At 46.4% G+C, this 23,810-nt stretch carries 27 protein-coding genes; 4 read left to right on the plus strand and 23 right to left on the minus strand.

Translation table 11 applies throughout. The annotated features are described in order from the left end of the window. Nucleotides 1-31: 31 nt before the first annotated feature. The 6 genes from AC5ELV_RS00740 to zwf form a co-directional block, all read right to left on the minus strand. On the minus strand, nucleotides 32-478 hold the full coding sequence (locus AC5ELV_RS00740; RefSeq protein ID WP_493428779.1) for an OsmC family protein: 447 nt from the start codon (nucleotides 476-478) through the stop codon (nucleotides 32-34). A 55-nt stretch (nucleotides 479-533) separates the two neighbouring features. Further along, nucleotides 534-1,742, minus strand: coding sequence for an MFS transporter (locus tag AC5ELV_RS00745; protein ID WP_493428780.1), 1,209 nt, complete (start codon nucleotides 1,740-1,742; stop codon nucleotides 534-536). A gap of 234 nt (nucleotides 1,743-1,976) precedes the next feature. Further along, the gene (locus tag AC5ELV_RS00750) at nucleotides 1,977-2,102 is read right to left on the minus strand and encodes a hypothetical protein (protein ID WP_493428781.1); all 126 of its coding nucleotides are present in this window, start codon (nucleotides 2,100-2,102) and stop codon (nucleotides 1,977-1,979) included. A gap of 21 nt (nucleotides 2,103-2,123) precedes the next feature. Beyond that, the gene (locus AC5ELV_RS00755) at nucleotides 2,124-2,798 is read right to left on the minus strand and encodes an SOS response-associated peptidase (protein WP_493428782.1); all 675 of its coding nucleotides are present in this window, start codon (nucleotides 2,796-2,798) and stop codon (nucleotides 2,124-2,126) included. 155 nt (nucleotides 2,799-2,953) lie between these two features. Further along, nucleotides 2,954-3,847, minus strand: a complete 894-nt coding sequence (gene gnd, locus AC5ELV_RS00760) for a phosphogluconate dehydrogenase (NAD(+)-dependent, decarboxylating) (protein WP_272640535.1) — start codon at nucleotides 3,845-3,847, stop codon at nucleotides 2,954-2,956. Nucleotides 3,848-3,901: 54 nt separating this feature from the next. Next, nucleotides 3,902-5,404 carry a glucose-6-phosphate dehydrogenase gene (gene zwf / locus AC5ELV_RS00765; RefSeq protein WP_493428783.1) on the minus strand — a complete coding sequence of 501 codons (1,503 nt, stop codon included), beginning with the start codon at nucleotides 5,402-5,404 and terminating at the stop codon, nucleotides 3,902-3,904. 290 nt (nucleotides 5,405-5,694) lie between these two features. Between zwf and AC5ELV_RS00770 the strand changes: the two genes are divergently transcribed. Continuing rightward, nucleotides 5,695-6,015: a winged helix-turn-helix transcriptional regulator gene (locus AC5ELV_RS00770; protein ID WP_007430161.1), complete on the plus strand. Its 321-nt coding sequence runs from the start codon at nucleotides 5,695-5,697 to the stop codon at nucleotides 6,013-6,015. A 142-nt stretch (nucleotides 6,016-6,157) separates the two neighbouring features. Further along, on the plus strand, nucleotides 6,158-6,487 hold the full coding sequence (locus AC5ELV_RS00775) for a hypothetical protein (protein ID WP_493428784.1): 330 nt from the start codon (nucleotides 6,158-6,160) through the stop codon (nucleotides 6,485-6,487). A 10-nt stretch (nucleotides 6,488-6,497) separates the two neighbouring features. Here AC5ELV_RS00775 and AC5ELV_RS00780 read toward each other — a convergent pair whose 3' ends face one another. The 7 genes from AC5ELV_RS00780 to AC5ELV_RS00810 form a co-directional block, all read right to left on the minus strand. Beyond that, the gene (locus AC5ELV_RS00780; protein ID WP_493428785.1) at nucleotides 6,498-7,421 is read right to left on the minus strand and encodes an NAD(P)/FAD-dependent oxidoreductase; all 924 of its coding nucleotides are present in this window, start codon (nucleotides 7,419-7,421) and stop codon (nucleotides 6,498-6,500) included. 234 nt (nucleotides 7,422-7,655) lie between these two features. Beyond that, nucleotides 7,656-8,258 carry a nitroreductase family protein gene (locus tag AC5ELV_RS00785; protein WP_025722870.1) on the minus strand — a complete coding sequence of 201 codons (603 nt, stop codon included), beginning with the start codon at nucleotides 8,256-8,258 and terminating at the stop codon, nucleotides 7,656-7,658. Between the two features lie 106 nt (nucleotides 8,259-8,364). Continuing rightward, complete coding sequence (locus AC5ELV_RS00790) at nucleotides 8,365-8,643, minus strand: YczO family protein (RefSeq protein ID WP_493428786.1); 279 nt, start codon at nucleotides 8,641-8,643, stop codon at nucleotides 8,365-8,367. A 130-nt stretch (nucleotides 8,644-8,773) separates the two neighbouring features. After that, nucleotides 8,774-9,100, minus strand: coding sequence for a (2Fe-2S) ferredoxin domain-containing protein (locus tag AC5ELV_RS00795; RefSeq protein WP_493428787.1), 327 nt, complete (start codon nucleotides 9,098-9,100; stop codon nucleotides 8,774-8,776). 35 nt (nucleotides 9,101-9,135) lie between these two features. After that, on the minus strand, nucleotides 9,136-9,636 hold the full coding sequence (locus AC5ELV_RS00800) for a metallophosphoesterase family protein (protein ID WP_493428788.1): 501 nt from the start codon (nucleotides 9,634-9,636) through the stop codon (nucleotides 9,136-9,138). Between the two features lie 24 nt (nucleotides 9,637-9,660). Then, a complete protein-coding gene (locus AC5ELV_RS00805) occupies nucleotides 9,661-10,095 on the minus strand; it encodes an Rrf2 family transcriptional regulator (protein WP_013310015.1) in 435 nt (144 codons plus the stop codon). 97 nt (nucleotides 10,096-10,192) lie between these two features. Then, nucleotides 10,193-10,570 carry a DivIVA domain-containing protein gene (locus AC5ELV_RS00810; protein ID WP_023988297.1) on the minus strand — a complete coding sequence of 126 codons (378 nt, stop codon included), beginning with the start codon at nucleotides 10,568-10,570 and terminating at the stop codon, nucleotides 10,193-10,195. 144 nt (nucleotides 10,571-10,714) lie between these two features. Here AC5ELV_RS00810 and AC5ELV_RS00815 point away from each other — a divergent pair, with 144 nt between their 5' ends. Next, nucleotides 10,715-11,284 carry a TraR/DksA C4-type zinc finger protein gene (locus AC5ELV_RS00815; RefSeq protein WP_493428789.1) on the plus strand — a complete coding sequence of 190 codons (570 nt, stop codon included), beginning with the start codon at nucleotides 10,715-10,717 and terminating at the stop codon, nucleotides 11,282-11,284. Nucleotides 11,285-11,377: 93 nt separating this feature from the next. Here AC5ELV_RS00815 and AC5ELV_RS00820 read toward each other — a convergent pair whose 3' ends face one another. The 6 genes from AC5ELV_RS00820 to hrpB form a co-directional block, all read right to left on the minus strand. Next, nucleotides 11,378-12,382 (minus strand): Gfo/Idh/MocA family protein, encoded by a 1,005-nt coding sequence (locus AC5ELV_RS00820; protein WP_061830313.1) that lies wholly within the window; start codon nucleotides 12,380-12,382, stop codon nucleotides 11,378-11,380. An 18-nt stretch (nucleotides 12,383-12,400) separates the two neighbouring features. After that, nucleotides 12,401-12,763: a replication termination protein gene (locus AC5ELV_RS00825; RefSeq protein ID WP_013310011.1), complete on the minus strand. Its 363-nt coding sequence runs from the start codon at nucleotides 12,761-12,763 to the stop codon at nucleotides 12,401-12,403. A gap of 260 nt (nucleotides 12,764-13,023) precedes the next feature. After that, the gene (locus tag AC5ELV_RS00830) at nucleotides 13,024-13,659 is read right to left on the minus strand and encodes a CatB-related O-acetyltransferase (protein ID WP_493428790.1); all 636 of its coding nucleotides are present in this window, start codon (nucleotides 13,657-13,659) and stop codon (nucleotides 13,024-13,026) included. 161 nt (nucleotides 13,660-13,820) lie between these two features. Then, on the minus strand, nucleotides 13,821-14,993 hold the full coding sequence (locus AC5ELV_RS00835; protein ID WP_493428791.1) for an acyltransferase: 1,173 nt from the start codon (nucleotides 14,991-14,993) through the stop codon (nucleotides 13,821-13,823). 243 nt (nucleotides 14,994-15,236) lie between these two features. Further along, complete coding sequence (locus AC5ELV_RS00840; RefSeq protein ID WP_493428792.1) at nucleotides 15,237-15,821, minus strand: general stress protein; 585 nt, start codon at nucleotides 15,819-15,821, stop codon at nucleotides 15,237-15,239. 340 nt (nucleotides 15,822-16,161) lie between these two features. Continuing rightward, nucleotides 16,162-18,690, minus strand: a complete 2,529-nt coding sequence (gene hrpB, locus AC5ELV_RS00845; RefSeq protein ID WP_493428793.1) for an ATP-dependent helicase HrpB — start codon at nucleotides 18,688-18,690, stop codon at nucleotides 16,162-16,164. Between the two features lie 323 nt (nucleotides 18,691-19,013). On the opposite strand from hrpB, the gene gluQRS reads away from it, so the two are divergent. After that, the gene (gluQRS, locus tag AC5ELV_RS00850) at nucleotides 19,014-20,009 is read left to right on the plus strand and encodes a tRNA glutamyl-Q(34) synthetase GluQRS (RefSeq protein WP_493428794.1); all 996 of its coding nucleotides are present in this window, start codon (nucleotides 19,014-19,016) and stop codon (nucleotides 20,007-20,009) included. 63 nt (nucleotides 20,010-20,072) lie between these two features. On the opposite strand, the gene AC5ELV_RS00855 is transcribed toward gluQRS, so the two are convergent. The 4 genes from AC5ELV_RS00855 to AC5ELV_RS00870 form a co-directional block, all read right to left on the minus strand. Further along, the gene (locus AC5ELV_RS00855) at nucleotides 20,073-20,447 is read right to left on the minus strand and encodes a DnaJ family domain-containing protein (protein WP_053325287.1); all 375 of its coding nucleotides are present in this window, start codon (nucleotides 20,445-20,447) and stop codon (nucleotides 20,073-20,075) included. Nucleotides 20,448-20,570: 123 nt separating this feature from the next. Continuing rightward, nucleotides 20,571-20,765 (minus strand): XRE family transcriptional regulator, encoded by a 195-nt coding sequence (locus AC5ELV_RS00860; RefSeq protein ID WP_493428795.1) that lies wholly within the window; start codon nucleotides 20,763-20,765, stop codon nucleotides 20,571-20,573. A 130-nt stretch (nucleotides 20,766-20,895) separates the two neighbouring features. After that, entirely contained in the window at nucleotides 20,896-21,063 is a 168-nt protein-coding gene (locus tag AC5ELV_RS00865) for an aspartyl-phosphate phosphatase Spo0E family protein (protein WP_071558834.1), read from the minus strand. 294 nt (nucleotides 21,064-21,357) lie between these two features. Next, nucleotides 21,358-22,770, minus strand: coding sequence for a helix-turn-helix domain-containing protein (locus AC5ELV_RS00870; protein ID WP_493428796.1), 1,413 nt, complete (start codon nucleotides 22,768-22,770; stop codon nucleotides 21,358-21,360). Nucleotides 22,771-23,810: the final 1,040 nt, after the last annotated feature.

The following is a 23,810-nucleotide window of genomic DNA, read 5'->3' on the forward strand; positions in this document are numbered from 1 at the left end:
GGGAATGATTACTCCTGTTACAAATATCGCTTTAAGAGGCGCGCTCCACCACGGGCTCTGTGGACAACGCCACATTTCCCGCTACGGCACGCGAGATCATGCATGAGGTTTCTGCCTGCTCTGCCAGTCGCAATGCTTGTTCGATCTGCGATTCTGTCGCATCGGTGGCCAATTGAACCTGCGGACGATGCACAATTTGGCGATATGTAAAAATATTGTTCGTTACATCGACGATCCCTTCGGATTCTAGCGCCAGTGATGCCACCGGGAGACTCGCGCGCTCCATCATCGCCGCCAAAGTAATCAAATAGCAGGTAGCGGCGGCACCGAGCAACATTTCATCTGGATTGGTGCCCACACCGGGGCCTCCCATCTCAGCCGGGATCGAAATTGCAGTCCGCAACTGTCCAGCCTCAATACGGCCGTCGCTGTTGCGCCCCCCGTTCCAGTCTGCCTTGAGCAGAAAGGTATGCTCCATTTCAGGTCACTCCTCTCTCTTATATTATGAATCTTTACACAGGTGAATGTAAAGGTTAGTCAATCTCCTGGTTTTTGGTTTCCGTACCCAGAAACCATACAGCCGCTGCTCCGATCAAGATAGCTACGAAGAAAATCACAAAAATAGATGGTAACGCTACGCCCTGTCCTACGAGTATACCGACCGCAAAGGGCCCGATAACGCCTCCAATACGGCCAAACGCAGCCGCCATACCCACACCAGTTGAACGTACAGCTGTCGGGTACAATTCCGGTGTATAGGCGTACATGGCTCCCCATGCACCGAGATTAAAAAAGGACAAGCAGATACCAGCAGCCAGCAGCATTCCCGCCGTTTCCGAGGTCCCAAACCAAATGGCGGACACTGCTGTGAGCAGCAAGTAGATGATCAGTACGAATTTGCGCCCCAGCTTTTCAATTAGATAGGCGGCGGTGAAGTAACCTGGTAGTTGCGCAAGTGTCATGATCAGCACATATTCAAAGCTTTTAACCAGTTCGAAACCCTTCATAAACATGATGCTCGGTAGCCACAGGAACATGCCGTAGTATGAAAATACAACTGTGAACCATAAAATCCACAACATCAGCGTAGACTTGCGATGGGGTCCCGACCAAATCGAAGCCAATCGTGCACGCAGCGGAAGTTTAACGCTCTGCTGCTTGTAACGCGGTGAATCATCAATAGCTCTGCGCAGATAAAGAGCGTACAGCGCAGGTACTGCACCGAGAATAAATGCCATTTGCCAACCATACTTTGGAATAACAAAATAAGCAATAAGAGCCGAAAGGATCCAGCCCGCCGCCCAGAAGCTTTCCAGCAGCACAACTGCTCTCCCTCGTTCTTTCACAGGCACTGATTCTGACACCAGCGTCGAAGCAACAGGCAATTCCCCACCCAAGCCTGCACCAGCAATAAAACGCAGCACCAACAGCATTCCGAGGCCTGTCGCGAAAGCGGATAAGCCGCTGGCAATAGAAAAGATCAACAATGTCCACACTAATATGGCGCGTCTGCCGTAACGATCAGCCAAAATCCCCGCCAAAGCGGCTCCGAACACCATTCCTATCGAATTCATTGCAGTGAGCAGTCCAATTTGCTCAGATCCCAGATGCCACTCCTTTGCCAACGCTGCAACTATAAATGAAAGCAGCCCCACATCCATAGCATCAAACAACCAGCTGAGCCCTGCGCTAAACAGCAATTTTCTTTTTTTGGCTGGTGGTAATGAAGTTAATTCACTCATGATTCGCTCTCCCTTAAAAATATATCGTATGTAGACGTATATTCAGGTGTCTTGTCACCTGCAGCCTAGCATCTATTGTACCGTAAGCTTCCTTAATCTGCGAGCTTTTTAACACAGAAAAAAACGGAAGATTGCCTACGGCAATTCTCCCGCCTTCTGGAACCTGCCACTTACCGGTTTTGGACCAGACCGATGATCGTCACCATGAGCACCAGCAGCTGGATGAGTGTATCGTTACTCATACCAATCGCCTCCATCCCATATGAGATACTCCTTCGGCCGTTTCCCCTCTCCCCGGATCATGACGCTTGTTCCCCAATACATACCTATGCAGGTGGCGGGAAGCTTATGATCAATCATGGATGAAAATCTCCATACGTTTTAAGGTTTAATCCAGGACCACTGCAAATCCATTTCCTGAATACATTCACGGTTATCATGTTCATCATTGGCCACCAGTGGGGTCACTGGATAGATGCTCATGTCTCCTTGCTCATACGTGCGCAGTAGAGGTAGCAGCTCATCTATGTTCTGGACAGACGGGTCCAGCCATGCATCTATATGATCAGCTTCCAAAATAGCTGGCATACGGGTATCGAATTCACGTATATCCGTATTGGCATGAACTGTCATCATCGTACAGGTGCGTAAAGGCTCCTTACGACTATCCTGCCATACTTCATATAGCCCCGCGACTGCAAACATCTTCTGTTCCGGCAATACCACCCGTACAGCACACATGCGTTTACCCAATTTTCTCCAATAATAAAATCCATTGCATGGAATGATACAGCGACGGGTTTCCGCCATCTTGCGATAACTCGGGTTTACCCGAACTGTATTCAAGTCTGCATTGACACAATCCTTGCCCCAGTAGGGAATAAATCCCCAGCGAAATTCATCAAGTACCCGTTCTCCATCCTGATGCAGCACAATTGGAACATGCTGGGTAGGGCTCATGTTATAGCGTATTTTGTAATAATACATGACCCGTTGTATACCAAAGTGATCCCTTACCTCATCCAAATCAGCCGATAACGAAAACCTTTTGCACATATGCTATTCATCCTTCCGCCTTTTTCACCTATTGTGCGGATATACAAGGAAAAATATGCATATGCAGGTATTGCAAAAATCCAATAAACGACAAAACAATAGCAATATCCCCGCAGTTGTGAAGCTACGGGGATAGATACTAGCTTATATTGTTATTACTTCTTTTCTACCGCGTGACCGCCAAATTCATTGCGCAGCGCAGCAACCACTTTCCCGTTGAACGTGTCCGCATCAAGAGACCGGTAACGCATCAGCAGGGACAAAGCAATGACTGGAGTTGCAGCCTGAATGTCCAGCGCTTCCTCAACCGTCCATTTCCCTTCACCAGAAGAGTGCATAACCCCACGGATTTCGTCCAGGTTTGCATCTTTGGAAAATGCACGTTCAGTCAAGCCCATCAGCCAAGAGCGAATAACAGAACCGTTGTTCCACACACGCGCTACTTGTTCATAATCAAAGTCAAAGCTGCTTTTCTCCAGCACTTCAAATCCTTCACCGATGGAAGCCATCATACCGTACTCCACACCGTTATGAACCATTTTCAGAAAATGTCCGCTTCCGGATTTACCTGCATACAGATATCCATTTTCCACTGCTGTGTCGCGGAAAATAGGCTCAACAACCGCCCAAGCTTCCGGATCGCCACCGATCATATAACAAGCGCCATTGCGTGCGCCTTCCATCCCGCCTGAGGTTCCGGCATCCATGAAACTGATACCATATTCTTTTAGACGGGCATGACGAGCAATAGACTCTTTGTAATGAGAATTACCACCTTCAATAATGATGTCCCCTTTGGACAACATCGGTTGAAGCTGATCCAGCACAGAATCCACAATTTGGTGAGGAACCATAATCCACAATACTCTAGGGGATTGAGTTGCTTGTACAAGCTCTTCCAATGTAGAAGCACCTGTAGCTCCATAATCCTTCATTTCTTGAATTGCGGCTGCATTGACGTCGTAAGCGACAAGTTCATGCTTATGATCGATCAAATTTTTTCCGAGATTCAAGCCCATTTTTCCCAAACCAATTAATCCTACTTGCATAGTAAAGGCCTCCTGCCGTAGCAAACATATTTTGTATATACTTTCTTATAAGTGTTAAGAACGAACGACTGCTTTCTCAGAGCTTTCGGACTTTTCGTCCAACCACCATGTAAAGCCTTGCTCCTCTAACAATTGATCTGAAGCTTCTGGACCGTAAGAGCCTGCTGCATACGTGTGAAGTGGAACCTCACCACGAGCAAAAGCTTCCAGTACAGGTTGAACCCACACCCATGAAAGCTCGACTTCGTTCCAATGAGCAAAAAAGGTGGAATCGCCGCGCAGCGCATCAAAAATGAGGCGTTCATAGGCTTCAGGTACATCCTTGGCTTCGGAATGATAATTCATCAGAACCGTCTCCAGTTGACCAGCGTTTAGCGGGTCTCTGCTATTCAGACGCAGCGTTACCTTTTCATCCGGGTTAACATGGATGATCAGCAAGTTCGGGGCAGTCGGTTGCCCTTGAGCAGCATAAGGATCTGTGCTGTCCTTTTTGAATTCCACGACGATACGAGTAGATTTTTCTTTCATACGTTTGCCGGTACGAATATAGAACGGCACACCCGACCATTGTTCGTTGTCAATCCATAGGCGAGCTGAAATGAAAGTATCATTTTGTGAATCTGGACCGATGTCCGGCTCTTCTTTATAGGAAGGAACTGCTTTTCCGTTGATCTCACCGTTTGTATATTGACCTCTAACCACGTTGGAAGCAATATCGGAAGGATCAAGCGCACGAAGCGCGTCCATAACCTTACTTTTTTCATCCCGCACCTGATCAGCTGTGACATGTCCTGGCTTGTTCATCGCCGTCATCATCAACACCTGCAGCATGTGATTTTGTACCATATCACGAATAGCGCCGGAATGATCATAGTATCCTGCTCGCTCCTCCACCCCTACAGTCTCGGATGCGGTAATTTGCACATTGGCGATGTATTGATTGTTCCATATCCCTTGAAGCAATGGATTAGCAAATTTTAAGGCTTCCAGGTTTTGCACCATGGGTTTACCTAAGTAATGGTCAATACGATAAATCTCATCCTCAGCAAAGGTTCTGCTTAGGCGATCATTCAGCTCACGTGCGGATTCCAGATCATGTCCAAATGGTTTCTCGATAATGAGCCGTTTCCAACCCTTTGTTTCAGCTAAACCACTCTCCCGAATATTGAGGGCAATCACATCAAAAAATTCCGGTGCCACCGATAAGTAAAACATGCGGTTCCCCGGAATTCCCAAGTCATTTTCACGTTGCTCAGCAAGCTGCAGCAGCTTTTTATAATCTTCCGGGTGGTTGACGTTCAATGCACTGTAACGGAAAGCACTTAAGAACTGATCCATCTGTGCACGGTCTTTATTCACGTGTCTGGAAAAATCCTTAATGGATTGCTCTACATTACTTTGAAATTGCTCGTCCGCCACTTCACGACGCCCCATCCCAATTACAGAAAAGGAAGCCGGAATTTTACCTTCTACAAACAAATTATACAAGGCAGGGTAAATTTTGCGTTTGGCCAAATCCCCTGTCGCTCCAAATAAGACAAATGTCATTGAATCCATGAATTATTCCTTCTTCCCATTATAAAGATGAGGTTATTAAAAGTTACCTGAGGAATTAACGTAACCCATAATACACCCAAAATAAGGGGCAAGTCAATCAAATTTTAGCGAAATCGTGAACATTCGATATATCCTGTAATGATAACGTTTTCTGTGGTATGATTGACGAAAGGAAAGAGAAAAAACTGTTAAATATGTCACAGTTGATACAAAGCGTTATAGTTACTATTGGTATACAGAGTTACTTTTAGTATACTGTTTAAAACAACAATGAAATTGAGGGGATTCAGATGAGCGACGACAGGCAGCCTAAGCTTTTGTGCGGTAAGGTGGAACAGTCCTTTCAGATCATCAGCAAAAAATGGACCGCTCTCATCATTCATACTTTGATGGAACATCCCAAACGATTTAGTGAAATTCACGTCTCCATACCTGATCTTAGCAAACGCATGCTGAACGAACGCATCAAGGAACTAGAGCTTTCCGGCCTGATCCTTCGCAATGTCATCACAGAGCGGCCTGTGCGTACTGAGTATTCGCTGACACGCAAGGGTAAAGAGCTAGGTGATGCATTGAATGGTGTGGAGAGCTGGGCCGAGAGATGGCTTTAACCGCTAACAGGAGATCGTCACACATGGTCTCCTGTTATTGTGTTACCCCATGTGGATCATAATACAAACTACAGTACGAAAATAATGGGACAACCGCGTAGCAGCTCATGATTTCAGAATGAGCCAAGGAAGGATGAGAACGATGGCATTTGGCATTACCCGGCAGGAGCTTATGACCTGGAAAAAAGAGGTCGGTCGCGGCGAAGTTGCTTTTCTGACACATTACTGGCTGGATGATCGCTTTCCAGGCATTACAACCGTCACCAAGGTGGGATGTTCTGATTTGGACAAGCTGCGTTTATGGTGCAACCATAACGGATTGGACCCCCAATATATTCATCAGCGTCAGCCCTATCCACATTTTGATCTTATTGGCAACAAACAGACGGAAATTTTACGTAAGTACGGTATGAGCGATCAATTAAAACGCTTCAAACTTCATCTCCCAACGAGTACACGCCCATCGTTCTAAACCGCAGCTCTCAGAGCTGCGGTACTTTTGTTTTCATACCAGTTAACACCTTGTGTATCCAAATCCCTGACATGGCTCCTTCTCCCATCGCCACAGTCGCTTGCTCGGCATGTGCTCCTAAGTCCCCGGCTACCCATACATTTTCCACATTTGTCATTTTGCTGCGAGGATGAGTTTCAATGTGCTTATTATGCAGCAGATGTACACCCAGTTGCTCTGCCAGCTCTGAATGAACATGATTGCTGCCAAAAGCTAAAAAGCCCCGCTCTGCTCGAACCACTTGTCCATCAGCCAGCCGCACTCCTTCAAAACAGCCCGGTTCTCCGGTTAAAATCTCAGAAATGGCTGCTTCCTTATAGCCAATCCCTTTTTCCTGCAGCTTTACGATCAGCTCGTCCGGCACCTCTGAACGCTCATGATTGACATATACAAGTTGATCAGTGCGCGCTGATAAAATTAGAGCCATAGAAGCTCCTGCTTTGCCTGCCCCCATAACGACTGTGCTGCGATCCTGAACCTCATAACCGTCACAGTCTGGGCACACATATACACTGTTGCCCAAGCAGGCTTGTAACCCATCCAGCTTTGGAAAACGATCCGTTAGCCCTGTGGCCAATAACAGCGTTTTTGACGTATATACTGACCCTGCGTCCACTTCAATGTCAAAAAGCTCATCTCTCTTGGTTGCTTTTACCGCCTTGCCATCAACAAATTCAGTGCCTAGCTTCGTGGCTTCACTACGTCCAAGCCGTCGCAGTTCTTCACCAGAAATTCCGTCAGGAAAGCCCAAAATATTATGATACTGATGGCACAGCGTAGATCGGCCATAGCCCGAATCTATAACCAGCACCCGATGACTGCTGTATCTCCCCAATTGAATCGCTGCTTGCAATCCAGCAATTCCCCCACCAACAATAATGCAATCATAGTTCATCACTTTTCCTCCTTTGAATGCGCGTTATCCTAGACATCTGCATAAAACCGCAATAACACCTATGTAAACTTCTCATCCAATTTTAAACATAATATCACCCACTAACGGATGAATTAACCCCTTGTCCATATATATCAAAGCTTACATGGCTTAAAAATGGAATGGCAAAGAGCACTGTAGATAACCACAGTGCTCTAATCAGGCTGAACCTGAAACGTTATTTTATCGTGAACATTATTTAAATGTTTTTACGCGTTCCTCAACAGGCTGGAATTCTTTCTCACCTGGTTGGAATGTCGGTTTACCAAATGGCATTTCAGCAATCAGTTTCCAATGCTCAGGAATGTTCCATTCGTTTTTCACTTTTTCATCAATCAATGGGTTGTAATGCTGAAGGGATGCTCCCAATCCTTCTTGCTCCAGAGCCGTCCATACTACCAATTGCAGCATACCATTAGATTGGTTGGACCAGATTGGAAAATTGTCTGCATAGGCTTCAAATTGTTGTTGCAGACCAGCCACCACGTTATTGTCTTCAAAGAACAAGACTGTTCCGTATCCGCTGCGGAAACCGTTCATTTTCTCGGCAGTAGACTTGAATTGCTCCTCATTGCCTACAACCTCACGCAAAATATCTTCTGTAATATTCCACAGTTTATCATGATGCTCTCCGAGCAACACTACAGCACGTGAAGTTTGGGAGTTGAAAGAGGTAGGTGTGTACTTAACAGCTTCCTCTACAATCTCTTGAATCCGTTGGTCAGAAATGACCTGTTCTTTGCTAATACCATAATAGGAGCGTCTGTCTTTCAGAGCTGTGAAGAAATCTTTAGCCATTTTGTTACCTCCTGAGAAAAATTAATTACTTTTCGTAACTTAATATACATTACATATATCTTAAAGTCAAGAGATTTCTTTTTAAATATTACCAGTTAGTCGAAAATTATACGCCGCCATTATATTTTTTCTCACTGGAAGAGGTATGCTTGGTTGTATCCTTGTCTCTCTCCTCTTGTCTTTCCATCTTCAAATCCTCTACGGGAATGGCGTCTACCGTCTGCTCAATTTCAAAACGGTCGAACAAGCTTTCTTGCTCTGTCGGATACTGCTCTGCATGATCTCGATTGAGCGAGTGTTCCTGATGTTTAGACTCCGTTGTTCCTTTCCCCGTCTGTCCTTTCTGCTCATTCTGATCGTGCAGGTTATCTTCAAATGAGGCCATTTTACTTCCCTCCCTATCGGATTGGTGTCCACAGTATACTTTTACCTTTCACATCGGGGATTAAACGCAAAAAAGAGAAAATCTCCGAAAAGATTTTCTCTACTCATGTACTTATAGAGGGTTGATTGGATTATTTCGAGCTGGATGGACCTGTACACTCATGAAAAAGATGAGGTTCCAGCTTCTCACCCGTTACGAGCTTCTGCACCAGTTGAGTCCCCGAGTCGGGGGTCATTTGACCATACCAGTCCCCTTGAGGATATACGATCACAACCGCAGCATCATGACAACGACCATTACAGCGAGTTCTGGTCGTATGAATATATGCTTCTGCATTTTGTTTACGAATTTCATCCCGAATTGCCTGTGTAACTTCTTCGCCCTCATGTCGCATACATGTGCCTCCATTGCAGATCAACACATGATGCTTCATCGGTTCTAATTCAAAAATAGCCATAGCTTCCCCTTTAATCAACAGTTGTTAGTTTTAAATCAATGTTTATCTGGATAAAGAACAAGCTGTGCTTCCATCTGATCAGCTTCAATCGTCAGCACGATAAATGAATATTCGTCTTCGCCGCGTTTGTCCGTCGGAGACCCCGGATTAAGGACAAGCTGACCGTCAATCGTTTTGACCACCGGAATATGCGAATGTCCATAAATCAGGCAATCCAGCGTTTCTCCCTTAAACGTATTCAATGCGATATTTTCTGTCGAACCTAGCCAGCCGTGACCGTGAACCATGCCGATCCGCTTGCCTTGGGCTTCAACAATTCGCTGATAGCCTAGACGCTCCACGATGTCCATTCCATCATTGTTTCCGGCAATGCCTTGCACAGGCGCAAATTCAGCTAGACGTTCATATACGAACCAATCCGTCCAGTCTCCGGCATGGAGAATGAGGTCACTGCCTTTTAACTCCTGTACAAGCCGACTAGGCAACGTTTTGCTTCTATGCGGCATATGAGTGTCTGAAAGTACGATGATTTTCATATCAATTTCTCCTTACCAGCGTCTTTACACAGATGAACTTTGTTGCCCCACGCGCTGCTGAAGTGCCTGCTCCAGATCTCGCAGCGTAACGGTCTCGAAAAACGCCTGTATTTTCTGCTCTGCCACGGTATATAAACCATCCAACAATGCGTCTATGTTCCTGCCTACCTCACAATTATGATTGCTATCGGTATGGATGGCGAACAACGGACCTTCATCCTTGGTCGCCTCATAGATCATTTTCAGATTGATGTTTGAACTAGACATGCTTAGACGAAAGCCACGTGCTCCAGGCGATGAATCAACCAAACCCGCTTGCTTGAGTCGGCTCATAATCCTTCTCACAACTACCGGGTTTGTATTGATGCTGGAAGCAATAAGTGACGATGTCATTCGCTCCGGTGCCCCTTCAGCCAGAAGAAGCAGACAATGGATACTAACGGAAAAATGGGTACTCATGTTAACCACCTTTATGTGTGTGCCTCATTAAATGTTTGGTAAAATGCTTGTTTCCATCATACCACAATAGAGGCACCAACACAGTGCTTACTGCACCTTACTCCGGAAAATAGTCATTTTCAGGACGTACTCGCACTTTTAATTGGCGTACACTATATTCCAACTGCTTAACGATATCCTCCAGTTGACGACGGTCCAGTCCATTAAGGTCAGCCGCAGGCTTGGGTGCATTTTTCAAATCACGTATGGTTGCCTGCTGCTCCTGCCACTTGTCCATCAGGTCGGCTATATTCGCATAAAAGCGTTCATAATCCTTGATCACTTCATCCAGAAAGGCATCCACCTCGTCTGGATCATAGCCGCGCATTTTATTCTTAAACTGTTTCTCATGAATGGAGAGCGCGTCCAGCTGAATGCCCAGTTGTTTAAACAACTGCTTTTGCTTATCCAGACGACGCTTCATATGTTCATCCATCGGTTATTCCCTCCTTAACACACTATTCTTTTTATATCACATTCTAGGCTGGGAATAAAAGTCTCTGCTGATTGCCTGGCCCTATGAACGGGTATAAAAGAGCATACGTGTCACTTATCCAGACCACGAAGGGGAGAGATGATCATGAACCACTTGAACGATTCGCAGCTTGCAGAGCTGAAACATATGTTATTGGAGCAGAAAAAGGATTTAGAAAAGCATTTTGAACAAAACGGTCAGGAAAACGCTACATTGGGAGAAACACTGACAGATTCTACAGGTGAGCTCTCATCCTATGACAACCACCCCGCTGATATAGGGACAGAAACCTTTGAACGGTCCCGTGATCTGGCGATTAATGATTCGCTACAAAACGAGCTGGAGCAGATCAATGCAGCCCTTCAACGGATGAAGGATGGGACGTACGGAATATGTGTGGAGAGCGGGAAAGAAATCCCTTTTGAACGGTTGCAAGCCATTCCATATACAGCCTATACCGTCGAGCACACTCCAAATCGAAAATTATCGAATGACCGCCCGGTAGAGGAACAGGTCATGACTCCGCCACCCAAGGGTGTAGGTGAGGTTCGCCAACGGAATGCAGGACAATTTGACGATGCGGGCGCATGGGACGCCGTAGAAAAATACGGTACATCGAACTCGCCTGCAACTGCCGCCAAGCGTGATATCACAGATTATGATAAAAATATGTAGTACTACATGCTTATGTATTCGTTCATCATAAAAAGCAGCTTGTCCAAAGGACAGGCTGCTTTTTATGTCTTTACGGGAATACGGTGATCCCGTTTATCCAATTTCTATCCGTTTCCGACTGCGAGCTGACTCAATACAAGCGTCGATCACCTTCATATTGCTCACCGCATCTTCTGGCTCATACGGCAACGGGACACCGTCAAGCACTGCTTTTGCAAAAGCATCCGCTTGCAGTTCAAAGGAATTAAAACCTTTCAGACGTTCCTCACGCGTGACCGAACCGACGTGGACGAAAATTTGTGGTACAACAGACGTTCTTTCCCAACCGAACATTTTGGGCATCGCAATCGTACCCTTGCTACCGAGAATTTCCATATTGGAACGGTTGGCTGCCCACATGCCACAATCGAAAGTAAGGTTGACTCCACCCGGAAATTCCAGCAAGCCGGAAGCCATCATATCGACATTGTCATGCTCTGGGGAAAATAAGGCATGTACCGTCACTGCCTCCGGCTCCCGATCCAAATACATACGAGCGGCTGATATCGGATAGACGCCCACATCATATAGCGAGCCACCGCCCATGTTTTTATTAAAGCGCACATTATCTGCCTGATCGGTATTGTTAAACGTAAACGTGCAATGAATGCCGCGAATGTCACCAATTTCCCCACTATTGATAATTTCCTTAATTCTTCGATGTTTGGGATGATAGCGATACATAAAAGCCTCTGCAAAGATCACTCCTGCACGTTGACATGCTTCAATCATGCGGCTTGTCCCGGCCGAGCTAAGAGAAGATGGTTTTTCACACAAAACGTGCTTCCCAGCCTCCGCCGCCCGAATGGTCCACTCTTCATGCAGATGGTTCGGCAACGGAATGTACACCGCTCCGATTTCGGGATCAGCCAACAGTTCATCATAGCTTCCATAACTTTTCGGAATATCGAACTCCCGGGCGGCCTCAGCGGCTTTATCCGCATTACGACTAGCAATCCCAAGCACTTCTCCGCGTTCGGATTGCTGAATCGCAGGAATTACAGCGATTTGAGCGATCTCCGCAGTGCCTAAAATTCCCCATTTCAGCTTTCTACCCATCATTCTCATCCTTTCGTGTTAGGAATAGTTGTCTTGTTCCGCTTTATGCAGCATACCTAAGCAACGGTCCAAATCGGCTTTGACCTGCTTCTTGTACAGTCGGGCTTTCTCCTCCCCATCATCTGTAAAGTGATAGAGTACAATCTCCTGAAAATCCACGCGCGGGTCTGTTCCTTTCAATCGCTTGGTACGGTAAAAAACACCTTCCTGTACCAGCTCATGCAACGCCCGGTATACCTCGCTCTGAGGTGGAACATATCCAAAGCCACTAAACTCATCCTTCATCGATTCGAGCATCTGATATCCATAACCGCGATGCCTCTCCACCATTGTGATCAGATAAATTTTGATAAAAGCCCGCTGGGATATCATAAACGCCATTTCACAGCCTCCTCCACACCTTATTCGTGCACCTTATCTTCCATTATAAACCACTCTGCGTCCATACACTATTTCCTTTGATGAGATAAGAGTTTATGAGAACTCTCCATCCCTTGTGACCTGTTTTAAGATGGCGAGAGGTATAGAATGAGGCGATATAGAGTAGTGTGCGAAGCGCTAAAAATGATTTTATGGTTTGCTATTATGAATTTTTCATATGTTGAAAGAATGTAACTAATACTAAAAAATAGAGTTATAGATTACGAAGACTGGATTAATTGTTTTAAGGCCTCTGTATCGTTACTTGTCAAAACAGGAATATATTCTGTTATTTTTTGGATGTCCCAGTCCCACCATTTCAGGGTTTGGAGCATAGCTATAGTTTCCTTATCAAACCGATAACGAATTAACTTCGCGGGATTTCCTCCTACAATGGAATATGGCAGAACATCTTTAGTCACCACGGCATTGGACGCAATGATCGCGCCATCACCAATTTGAACTCCAGGCATAACGGTAGCATTGTAGCCAATCCAGACATCATTTCCAACCACAGTGTCCCCTTTGTAGCCCCCACTTAAATTGGGTAAACCAACTTCCCAATCTCCGCCAAACGCTCCAAAAGGAAAAGTGGTAAATGCATTGGTATTATGATTAGCGCCATTCATAATAAATTTGGCTTTGGCTGCAATCGCGCAAAACTTACCAATCTTTAATTTGTCTCCTATAAAATCAAAATGATAAAGGACATTTTTCTCAAAATCCAAAGGGTTATCATCGTCATAATAGGTATAATCCCCGATTTCGATATATGGATTAACCACTATATTGTTCAAAAAACACAGACTTCTAATATTTTTCATCGGAAAAACGCTTCTTGTATCTGGACCACTCATTTTGCGACCCTCCCATATGGATGTTCTTCACCTTACTGGTAAAGGAACATCCAGTCTATCAGTATGTATACTATTAAACAAATGTAGATAGAAAAGTATCCCTTGGCCTTATCTCTTGGCTTTGGGATACTCTTGTGAACATATATGATCGGATTATCAAATCAAGCTTGCTTTTGTACGGCTGGCGGACTTCCAGTCGGGCGAGGACGAACCCGGAGCCCCACGATCCATTTGCCTAGAGGCAAACGTGCCAGCAGCCATGTTCCGGCAACGGAAAAGATCATACAGAGAACGAATGAAGCCAGCGTACGAAGAACGTGGCTCCAGTCTGCAAACAACGTCTCGTCAAAATAATAGGTCACACGCAGCATAAAGGCATGCATGAGATACGCTCCATAGGACAACGTTCCGATGGCGGTCAGCATACTCGCCGCACGTCCCCCCTTATGAGCAATCCACGTCGCTACCCGATAAGCTACAAAAATAGACGCGACGCAATATACAGCCATGACCGGACGCAGCAGAGACAAATAGTTAAAGGAAAGAACTGTACCTCGTGGCGTCTGGAACTGACCGATCATCTCATACAGTAAGTAGCCTGTAATCAGGATAAACAACGGCCAGTATATCATCTGTGCTTTGGTTACCCAAGCATTCCAACGCTTGACGTTCATCCCGGCTGCCGCTCCCAGCACAAAATAAAAGAAAAAGTAGATCACGTTCCGGTCAGCGTACAGGGTAAACCAAGAGGTAATGACCGGAAGCTGGAGCTTATCCATCACTTGGTATACGGGTCCAACGGCGAACATGAGCAAAATATATAGTACGCCGAATCCAGCCAATGCAGCGGGTCGCCATTTTGACGGCAGTAACGCAGACAAATGACGGACCGCATAACGAAACACGGGAAATAACACATAACATTGGATAATCATTACGATGTACCATAAATGATAGCTGCTTTTCCCATTCAACAGCTTCTGGAAAAAATCCAGCGGGTGAATATATCCACCACTTTGGGTAAGCTGATTTCCCAATTCGTATAAAAGAGACCATATGATATAAGGAACGATGATGTCCATGAATCTTTTACGTAAAAACGTTCCGTACTTTAAGGCTCCATCATAATTGTAAAATAGCACCATTCCTGTAATAAAAACAAATACAGGCACTGCAAATTTGGAACACAGCAGTAAAAGTGTCATCAAAACCCCGTCCTGGATGCGCGCCCCCTGCGCAACCGCATAATGTGCGACGGAATGCTGAAGAACGACGGCTGCAAAAGCCAATCCTCTCAGCAAAGCAACTTCCGAAATTCTCTCTTTTTGACTCATGTCACTCTCCTGTTGCATCTAGCAATTTATAAATCTATTATAACGACAATTCTGTAAAAATATATAGAAGGATAAACGTGCCAACAGCAAGCCAAGCATCATTGATCTCAAGTTTATCAATGAGTAACCATATGTAAAAGCAGCAGTCCTCCCTCTCGGAGAGACTGCTGCTGTAGAAACAACCTATATACAAAGGAGATAGGAAAGCCTGCTAAATCACGTTCTTAACTAGCCATGTGTTGCTTACAGGTTCCTTCTAGTATCTGTGTACGCATCTGTCCGCGTATCCGCTACTGTATCATCATACGTTCTGTAACGATCCGCATTCAGCGAACGGTTGGTGCGGAAAATATCATAAACATCCCTGTGATGGTCAGCGGAATCCACCAGCACTAAAATCTTGCCCTGATCGACGTATGTCTCGTATTGACGTGCATCATCTTCTGGAATACCCAGCCCGACCAGTCCACCGACCAAGCCACCTGCTCCCGCTCCAACAGCTGCTCCGGTAAGGGTGGCCGCGATAGGTCCAGCGGCGAGAATAGGTCCGATACCCGGAATAGCCAAGGCTCCGATGCCTGCCAGCAAGCCAGCGACACCGCCCACAACACCACCTGTAGCTGCACCTGTCGCTACACCCTCCGGTGCTTTGGTGCCTGTCTCTTCACTGATCGCCCTCAGCTCGTCACGGTCACGTGTGATCACAGAAATTTCACTGCTTGGGATTCCTTTGCTCTGCAATTGTCCTATCGCACGAGATGCTTCCTGCTCTGTATCAAAAACACCAACAATTTTCTTTTCATTATAATCGTTTAAGTTATTAGCCATGATAGTTACCTCCCAATATTTTAGTGTTGAGTGGTTCGTTTTTCATTACCCCGCTATTATGACGTTTAAACGATTTTACGAAAATTCAAAAGTCGATACCCTTCAATTTGAAACCATTCTATAAAAGTTACATATGGAGCCACTGCGCAGTCAGATGGTGCTTCCCATCGCTGTTGTCCCCAGATTTCCTGAACGAACGTGCAAGAGTAGAAACCTGGGGACAAAGGCGACCGCTTCCGCTTGTACAGCACCATTCTGCCTACTCCGTTTTTATGTGAATTTTTTGAATTCAGCTTACTACTTCTCACACCGTTCTGTCGCATAATAAGACAGCTGCTGGTCAACGCTTGGGCTTTGCTCTGTTGGTCGCCACAGCTTCCAGTGGATCATCCGGCCAATAATGCTTGGGATACCTGCCTTTCAGGTCCTTTTTGACTTCAAAATAAGCCTCGCGCCAGAAGCTGGACAAGTCGGAAGTCACTTGGACAGGTCGCTGGGCAGGTGACAGTAAATGCAATACAATCGGCACACGTCCGCGTCCAATACGAGGCGTATCCCTCATGCCGAACAGCTCTTGTAGTCGTACAGCCAGCGCTGGCGCCTTAGGATTCGAATAATCGACAGGAATGCGGGAACCGCTGGGTACACGGATATGCGTCGGCGCTTCCTGTTCAAGCTGCTGCCGCTGTTCCCAACCCAGCCTGCCCAGCAGCAATGCAGCACTGTCCAGCCGTTGCAAATCGGATACATTTTTGGCTCCTAGAGCAAAAGGCAACAGCCACGATTCCAGTGAATCCAGCAATGCCGATTCCGTGCAGTCCGGCCAGTCCTCAGGCGCCGAGAAGTGCATAAAAATCAAACGCGCCTGCAACTGGAGGGTTTGCCGATTCCATGACAGTAGCTTCAGACCGCGTTCACGGACACCCTGCATCAAGGCGGCAGCAACCTCCTCTGTCGGAGGTCGATCATAGGACGTTTCCTTTAAGACGAGTGAGCCCAGCCGGAGTACCTTGCGGGCTCTCACTGCTGAGGCGGAGCTATCCCAGTATACGTTGGCTTGTTCCAGCAGCAAATCGCTACAATGCTGGATCAGCTCTTGCAGTTCAACCGGGGCCGCCAACTGAATGGCGCCATCTGCTCCCTCGTCGTCCACTTCGGCGGCGACGAGATAGGACGAACGCGACATCCACTCCACTTGTCGGAGTCGCGCCCCCCGGCCGCCGCTAAGCAAAAAGCGGCCATCCCCCCGGCCCTGCGCGATCCGATCTGGATACGCAAAGGCCAGCAGCAGCCCACAAGCCGCGGAGCCGTCAGGCTCGTCCTGCGCTGCGGCTGCTGTCGGCAGCGTGGCTAGCAGCTGCCGGCTCTCTTGCACGATACGGCGAATCACCGTATCGTCTGCCGTCCGCAGCAGGCTGTGCGTGCTGCGGGCATGGGTCGCCTCGCGCAGGGCATCCAGCCGCGGGCGCAAATCCGTTCCGCCATGGGCGCGGAACGGGTCCCGCTCTTGCAGCAGCGCCGCCAGACGGCTGGCAGTCGGTGCCAGGCCGAGGGCGGCTGCGCGCAACAGCATGTGCCCGAGGCGCGGGTGTGTGCCCAGGGCGGACACCTCGCGCCCATGCGCGGTGATGCCGCCTGTAGTGCCATCGGCTGCTTCATCCAGGCAGCCGAGCTGGTGCAGCAGACCTGTAGCCTGGCGGTACGCGGCCTCAGGCGGGGCATCCAGCCAGGCCAGCTCGGCGGGCTCGCGCACTCCCCAGGCCGCCAGCTCTAGCGCGAGCGGGACCAGATCCGCCGCCGCGATTTCCGGGCGACTGGCATCGGGGAGCACGGCATGCTCCTGCGCGCTCCACAGCCGGTAGCATACGCCCGGCTGGAGGCGGCCCGCCCGTCCACGCCGCTGGTCGGCGGAGGCCTTGGACACCTTGACCGTGGTCAAACGGCTCATACCGGTCCGCGCGGAAAATACCGACTCTCGCGACAGTCCGCTGTCGATCACCACCGTGATTCCGGCGATGGTCAAACTGGACTCGGCAATCGAGGTGGACAATACCACTTTTCGACTGCCAGAAGCCGACGAGCGTATTGCCTCATCCTGCTGCTCCAGCTTCATGCTCCCATACAGCGGAATGACCTTGACATGTGCTGGTAAATGCTTTGAAGCCAATTCTCGTTCCGTTCTGTGAATTTCTCTAGCCCCTGGTAAAAACACCAGCAGATCACCTTCATGAGTATGAAGTGCCTTTTCTACCGTCTCAACCGTAAAGGACTCTAATGAAGTTGACGAAGGTTTGGACATATGAAAGGTTTCTACCGGAAATACAGTGCCTGGACATTCCAGCAATGGCGCATCCCCTAATAGTCTGCATACAGGCTCTGCCTCCAGGGTGGCAGACATGATCAATATCTTCAAATCCGGTCGCAGCAACGCCTGGCTTTGTAGAGCAAGTGCCAATCCCAAGTCTGCATGCAGGCTGCGTTCATGAAACTCATCAAAAATAATCAGCCCGACTCCCTCCAACGCCTGATCATGTTGCAGCATCCGGGTCAGTACACCTTCCGTAACCACTTCAATCCGTGTGTTTGGCCCTACTTTTGTATCCATACGAACCCGGTAACCCACGGTCTTCCCGGTGGGCTCTCCGAGCGCTTTTGCCATTTGCGCTGCTGCTGCACGTGCTGCCAAACGCCTCGGCTCCAACATCATCATTTTTTGCCCTGCCAGCCACGGCTCATGCAGTAGCTCCAGCGGTGTCACCGTCGTTTTCCCCGCTCCCGGCTGTGCAATCAGTACCGCCGCCGAATGGGATTGCAGTGTATGTTTAAGCTCGGGGATCACTTGCATAATAGGCAGTTGTTTATCTGTCAATGAAATCTCTCCAATGATACGCTTGATGCGTAGAATCTAAGTTTTAATTCCTTTGTTATTGTGAATTTTTCATTACCTGTAATTATCGAATCTTGAATAGAAAAGGTATGCTGCCACCTCTGGGACTTCTCTTCGGTCTATAGTGCATAATTCTTCTAAATCTATTATACAGATATTTAAATTTCCCGTCTGGCCATCGCGGCTATGTAAGTTTCCTGTGTTAGCTCCTATACCTGTCGGGATGCACTCGCGGCAAGATCGTTTTATAATATGGTTGATATGGATTGCTGAAGGACGGAATATAGAATCGAGGTCACTTTCGTATGGAATTACAGGCCCAACCCATCAGAGGGCGATTTGCCCCAACACCATCGGGATGGATACACTTAGGAAACGCTCGTACTGCCTTATTATCCTGGCTGCACGTTCGCTCCCTGGGTGGAACCTATATTTTGCGTATGGAAGATATTGATATGAAGCGAGCTCGCAGCCAGTTGGCGCAAGGGATTATGGAAGATTTGCGCTGGATCGGTCTGGACTGGGACGAAGGACCCGACGTAAGCGGTCCCTACGGCCCCTACACTCAAAGCCAGCGGCTGGAACGCTACCAGTCTGCATTGGAGAAACTACAGAGGCAAGATTTACTGTATCCTTGTTTTTGCAGTCGGGCCGACATTCTGGCCGCCGCCCATGCTCCGCATGGACTGTCTGGTGAAGGGCCTGCGTATTCGGGGGCATGTCGTAGCCTTAGCTCTCAAGATGCCGTAGCCAAAGGACAATATAAACTCCCTTCACTTCGCTTTAAAGTACCGCAACATCCAGATGCCGTTATTTCGTTTCATGATCAGGTAGCAGGTCATGTGGCCTTCGGTGCGGCAGAGGGTGGCGATTTTATCGTCAAACGGGCCGACGGCATGTTTTCCTATCAGCTGGCTGTCGTTGTCGATGATGCGGATATGCATATGACCGACGTACTCCGCGGGTATGATCTTCTCGATTCGACTCCCCGTCAGCTATTGCTGTACCAAGCTTTGGGGTTGCAGCCGCCACATTTCGCACACGTTCCCCTTGTCCTAGGCCCTGATGGGCGAAGGCTGGCCAAACGACACGGTGGCGTAGCACTCCGAGCCATGCGTCGACAAGGGGTCACACCGGAAGCAGTCATTGGCTGGCTCGCCTATTTTTCCGGGCTGCTAGATTCACCTGAGCCTGTGAAGGCTGTGGATTTAATCGATGCCTTTCATTTGGACAAACTGCCCAAAGAATCCGTCATCCTGACGAAACAATGCCTCACGAGATTATCTGCACTGCAACGATAATGAGGTAAAGCACGGAGATTAAAGTGTACGGGCAGGGGCATTCGCCCTTTGCTCCTCTCGCTTCTATTCCTCCAGTCGCTTACGCATAGCGGACTCATATTCATAAAATACAGACGACGTATTCAGCCCTCTTTCCTCCAGCAGCATACGGAGACGTAGTGATTTTTCAGTCAGCCTGCGACTGATCCGCTGTTGCTCTCCTGCCTCATGGCAAGCGTGAAGCAAATCACGGAGCTGGACACATTCCTTTTGCAGCTGAAGCTCTTCCGGTAAAATGCCTGCATTCTTCAACAGCTTGTACGACATCCGCAGCTCCTCTGGAACATGCGACAAATCCTCGATCACCAGTGGCTTGCCCGCTCCCGGTAAATGATCAAACTCACCTTTGGCCATCGCCTCGGCAATCTTCTGCTCTGCCATTCTGGAGAACATTTCCATCGATCCTTTCCACTCTTGTATTAAACATCCTATGTACACTCTATATTAAAGAAACCTGGAGTCCTTTGCCACTGTAGCTTACATATCATTAGGATGTCTTGTATTCCTGTAGGAGAGAGCTGGTTATTCTTCGATCCCAAGCAATTGACATACTTGTTCTCTATATTTTTTGGCCCTGCGTGTTCCATGAATGAGATTGGACAAGCGGCTAGCAGGAATATGGTAGGTATCACAAAATGTTCTCTGATCCATTTGCCTCTCGACTAGCTTTTCTTTGATTTTCCAGCCAAAAGGAGTTACAGGATTTCGTTTGTTCAACAACGCTACCACCTCTTCATAGTATAGGATTTAGGATTTAGGATTTAGAATTTTGATTGGGGTTTGGAGATTGGAGATTGGAGATTGGATTTCACGCTCTTCCTTTAGCAACATGTCATGAACTCATTTGTTAGGATTTCATTTTGTATATTTGGTATTGATTCAATAGTTCATCCAGTTTCATGGATTGTTCAATCACTTTGGGATGCGTTAAAAATCCATATTTCTTCTGGACTTGGTACAGTCTTTTTCTGGCCCGTTCGACACGAAGTAAAGTCACACCTGGATTCATCAGCATGATTCCCCCTTCTGTGTCATATCCTAATGCAAAACGTAAATTTTTGGATTTTTTTAAAATACGCTTAACAAAAAAAACGCTCCTGGAACATTCCAGAGGCGCTTTTTGTCGGTATATGTTTATTTTCAGTTGGTTTCAAGTTGTTCAGAGTTAAACTTTGGAACCCTTATAATCGTCAGTTGTAAAGTTAGCAGAACATTGTTTGTGTTTCTCCTCTGTTACATACCTCCAATTTGATCATTAAGTTGAATGTGACTATGCGAATGAACCGGCACAGTAACAATAAACAAAAAACTAGCCGCGATGATCAGCAGTACCATTTTTTTCAACATTCTCTAACCACACCTTTTCAATAAGATTAAAAAAACCTGCTTTAGTTTCAAGAACCGCATAATCCCGAAAATGTAAAAGTAGCCCCATACAATTTATAAAATAAGTCTCATTATTTAGTGTATGATAACTTACCATTGCATACATCAAATATTTAAAACCATCACTATACACACCTTGATGTAAATAATAATAAGCTAATTCATATCCAAAGCGTGCACATTGCTCTGGTATAACTTGATTAGTATACATATCATCAAACAACATTTCCGGCTGAGTGAGAGAATAAACTTCAGTTTCAAAACGCTGAAGTATTTTATCTACATCAATCTGATATCGGTTAGCAGCCATCAAAACATTAAGCAGTTTAGTGACCATTTCTTTATTCGTTACATTTGTTGATGCAATGTATTCAACATAATCCGTAAGTACACCTATATCTCCAGATAAGAGTTTATTAACGTAAGTATTACCTTCGGACCAATGTTTGTACAAATTGACCCAGTGCTGAGTAGCCTCGTCTGTCTCTATGACCCAATCTAAATTAGCGTAGGCGTATGTATATTGCAGAGCTTGTTTATAGTCGCCTTGAGCTTCACAGACACATGCACACAACAGGTCAGCATAAGCGATGTAACCAAATAATGGACTCCTTGTTTTCTTGCCAGAATCTTTTCGCTTTTCCTGCTTATGCTTCATAGTGTATTGAATTCTCGCTTTAACCCTCATTTTGCAAGCTGTTGCATCAAGCTTGTCCCATTTACGTAAAGACCTATACACATTCGCCAAATCCTTTAATGCATCAAGCTGAACTATTTCATCCAGACGCTCGACATAAGGTTCAAATAGTATCGCTGCCTTGAGATTACGGCTCTGATCATCTCCAACTTGAATCGTGAATATACGATATTGGCAGGTGGCCAAGCGCTCAGAATGCTGATATTTCTCCACTTCTGCGACATTCTCATAGAGAGGCAGCGCAGCAGCATGTCGTCCCTGTTCAAATAATGCTTCTGCAACATCAAATAGCCTAGTCGCATACAGCGGATTATCCATGATATGTCCAACCATTCGACGGATTGCATCCAGCTTGTCCAGCTCCGCACAACGATACAATAATGGCTCGATTCGCCTAAAATTCGGAGAAAGGTCAATGATGTAATTTTCTATGTATAGATCGTAAAAATAGCCTTCTGGCAAATGCATAGCCGCAGTAATTCGGTCTAGCTGCTGTACAGAAACAGGACGATGCTGAGTAATCCAATTACTAAGCGTTCTTTGATGAACCCCTGAATATTCGGCAAATTGACTCAATGTCATATCATTTTGTTTTAGATAATACTCAAACTCCGCTGAAATCGTAGGTGTATGCTTCAAGTCATAACCACCCTTCACATAAAAATTCCATTATTTTAAAAATCACCCTCTATTCTTCTCCATAATTAACCATCTGTCAATATATTATGCAACTAATGTTTATAACGAAAATTCAGCATAACTTACACACAAGGGAAGATTGTGAAAACGAATAACAAAAGTGAAATTGGATTGCCGAAATAAAAGGTTTCACAGAGTTGACATGACTATTTCATTTCTCCATATTCTTTACTATTAGTAAATGATATAGAGTTCCCAGGTAATAACTCTGTTGAACCTTTTAATCAAATGAAAAATCCCCTGATTTTGATGTAATCAAGGGATACATAGGTTCATTTCTCTCGCTTTGATAATACCAAGTTGATTATTTCTCCAGTCACAATTCCTGTCAGAATTGCATAGATTCCCATAGCGCTCATCTGATATCCCAAAGCGTAAAATACCCCTATAACTATTGCGTAGTTCAATAGAATCGTTGCATAACGCTTTAATTTCAATCCACACACTCCATACAGAGTGCGACTGCATTATTTGTTTCATTTAGTGTTCATGCAACTAAAATTTCAATCCACGCACTCCATACAGAGTGCGACCCATGTAACCTTGCCCTTTAGCCCCTTGACGTTCGATTTCAATCCACGCACTCCATACAGAGTGCGACCGCTGAACGGTAGTTCCGCTTCCGGTTCCTTGTTATTTCAATCCATGCACTCCATACAGAGTGCGACTTGAAACAAACGCCTGAGCTTCAGCAAACGCCTGAGCTATTTCAATCCACGCACTCCATACAGAGTGCGACCTGGAATTTCAATCCACGCACTCATATAGAGTGCGACTAACAAGAAACGTTACAGGAAATGGATACGCATCAATTTCAATCCACGCACTCATATAGAGTGCGACCGGCCCGTATTCTGCTTACTTTCAATAGATACTTATTTCAATCCACGCACTCATATAGAGTGCGACTCTGACAGACTTGCTACGGCCTTATCGTTAGATTATTTCAATCCACGCACTCATATAGAGTGCGACAGCGA

This window comes from Paenibacillus sp. NMA1017 (assembly GCF_058895805.1).

Bases quoted from the DNA above. Each gene is read 5' to 3' on its own strand.
- AC5ELV_RS00740 (WP_493428779.1), bottom strand. From the start codon at position 478: ATGGAGCATACCTTTCTGCTCAAGGCAGACTGGAACGGGGGGCGCAAC.
- AC5ELV_RS00745 (WP_493428780.1), bottom strand. From the start codon at position 1,742: ATGAGTGAATTAACTTCATTACCACCAGCCAAAAAAAGAAAATTGCTG.
- AC5ELV_RS00750 (WP_493428781.1), bottom strand. From the start codon at position 2,102: ATGATTGATCATAAGCTTCCCGCCACCTGCATAGGTATGTATTGGGGA.
- AC5ELV_RS00755 (WP_493428782.1), bottom strand. From the start codon at position 2,798: ATGTGCAAAAGGTTTTCGTTATCGGCTGATTTGGATGAGGTAAGGGAT.
- gnd (WP_272640535.1), bottom strand. From the start codon at position 3,847: ATGCAAGTAGGATTAATTGGTTTGGGAAAAATGGGCTTGAATCTCGGA.
- zwf (WP_493428783.1), bottom strand. From the start codon at position 5,404: ATGGATTCAATGACATTTGTCTTATTTGGAGCGACAGGGGATTTGGCC.
- AC5ELV_RS00770 (WP_007430161.1), top strand. From the start codon at position 5,695: ATGAGCGACGACAGGCAGCCTAAGCTTTTGTGCGGTAAGGTGGAACAG.
- AC5ELV_RS00775 (WP_493428784.1), top strand. From the start codon at position 6,158: ATGGCATTTGGCATTACCCGGCAGGAGCTTATGACCTGGAAAAAAGAG.
- AC5ELV_RS00780 (WP_493428785.1), bottom strand. From the start codon at position 7,421: ATGAACTATGATTGCATTATTGTTGGTGGGGGAATTGCTGGATTGCAA.
- AC5ELV_RS00785 (WP_025722870.1), bottom strand. From the start codon at position 8,258: ATGGCTAAAGATTTCTTCACAGCTCTGAAAGACAGACGCTCCTATTAT.
- AC5ELV_RS00790 (WP_493428786.1), bottom strand. From the start codon at position 8,643: ATGGCCTCATTTGAAGATAACCTGCACGATCAGAATGAGCAGAAAGGA.
- AC5ELV_RS00795 (WP_493428787.1), bottom strand. From the start codon at position 9,100: ATGGCTATTTTTGAATTAGAACCGATGAAGCATCATGTGTTGATCTGC.
- AC5ELV_RS00800 (WP_493428788.1), bottom strand. From the start codon at position 9,636: ATGAAAATCATCGTACTTTCAGACACTCATATGCCGCATAGAAGCAAA.
- AC5ELV_RS00805 (WP_013310015.1), bottom strand. From the start codon at position 10,095: ATGAGTACCCATTTTTCCGTTAGTATCCATTGTCTGCTTCTTCTGGCT.
- AC5ELV_RS00810 (WP_023988297.1), bottom strand. From the start codon at position 10,570: ATGGATGAACATATGAAGCGTCGTCTGGATAAGCAAAAGCAGTTGTTT.
- AC5ELV_RS00815 (WP_493428789.1), top strand. From the start codon at position 10,715: ATGAACCACTTGAACGATTCGCAGCTTGCAGAGCTGAAACATATGTTA.
- AC5ELV_RS00820 (WP_061830313.1), bottom strand. From the start codon at position 12,382: ATGGGTAGAAAGCTGAAATGGGGAATTTTAGGCACTGCGGAGATCGCT.
- AC5ELV_RS00825 (WP_013310011.1), bottom strand. From the start codon at position 12,763: ATGGCGTTTATGATATCCCAGCGGGCTTTTATCAAAATTTATCTGATC.
- AC5ELV_RS00830 (WP_493428790.1), bottom strand. From the start codon at position 13,659: ATGAGTGGTCCAGATACAAGAAGCGTTTTTCCGATGAAAAATATTAGA.
- AC5ELV_RS00835 (WP_493428791.1), bottom strand. From the start codon at position 14,993: ATGAGTCAAAAAGAGAGAATTTCGGAAGTTGCTTTGCTGAGAGGATTG.
- AC5ELV_RS00840 (WP_493428792.1), bottom strand. From the start codon at position 15,821: ATGGCTAATAACTTAAACGATTATAATGAAAAGAAAATTGTTGGTGTT.
- gluQRS (WP_493428794.1), top strand. From the start codon at position 19,014: ATGGAATTACAGGCCCAACCCATCAGAGGGCGATTTGCCCCAACACCA.
- AC5ELV_RS00855 (WP_053325287.1), bottom strand. From the start codon at position 20,447: ATGGAAATGTTCTCCAGAATGGCAGAGCAGAAGATTGCCGAGGCGATG.
- AC5ELV_RS00865 (WP_071558834.1), bottom strand. From the start codon at position 21,063: ATGCTGATGAATCCAGGTGTGACTTTACTTCGTGTCGAACGGGCCAGA.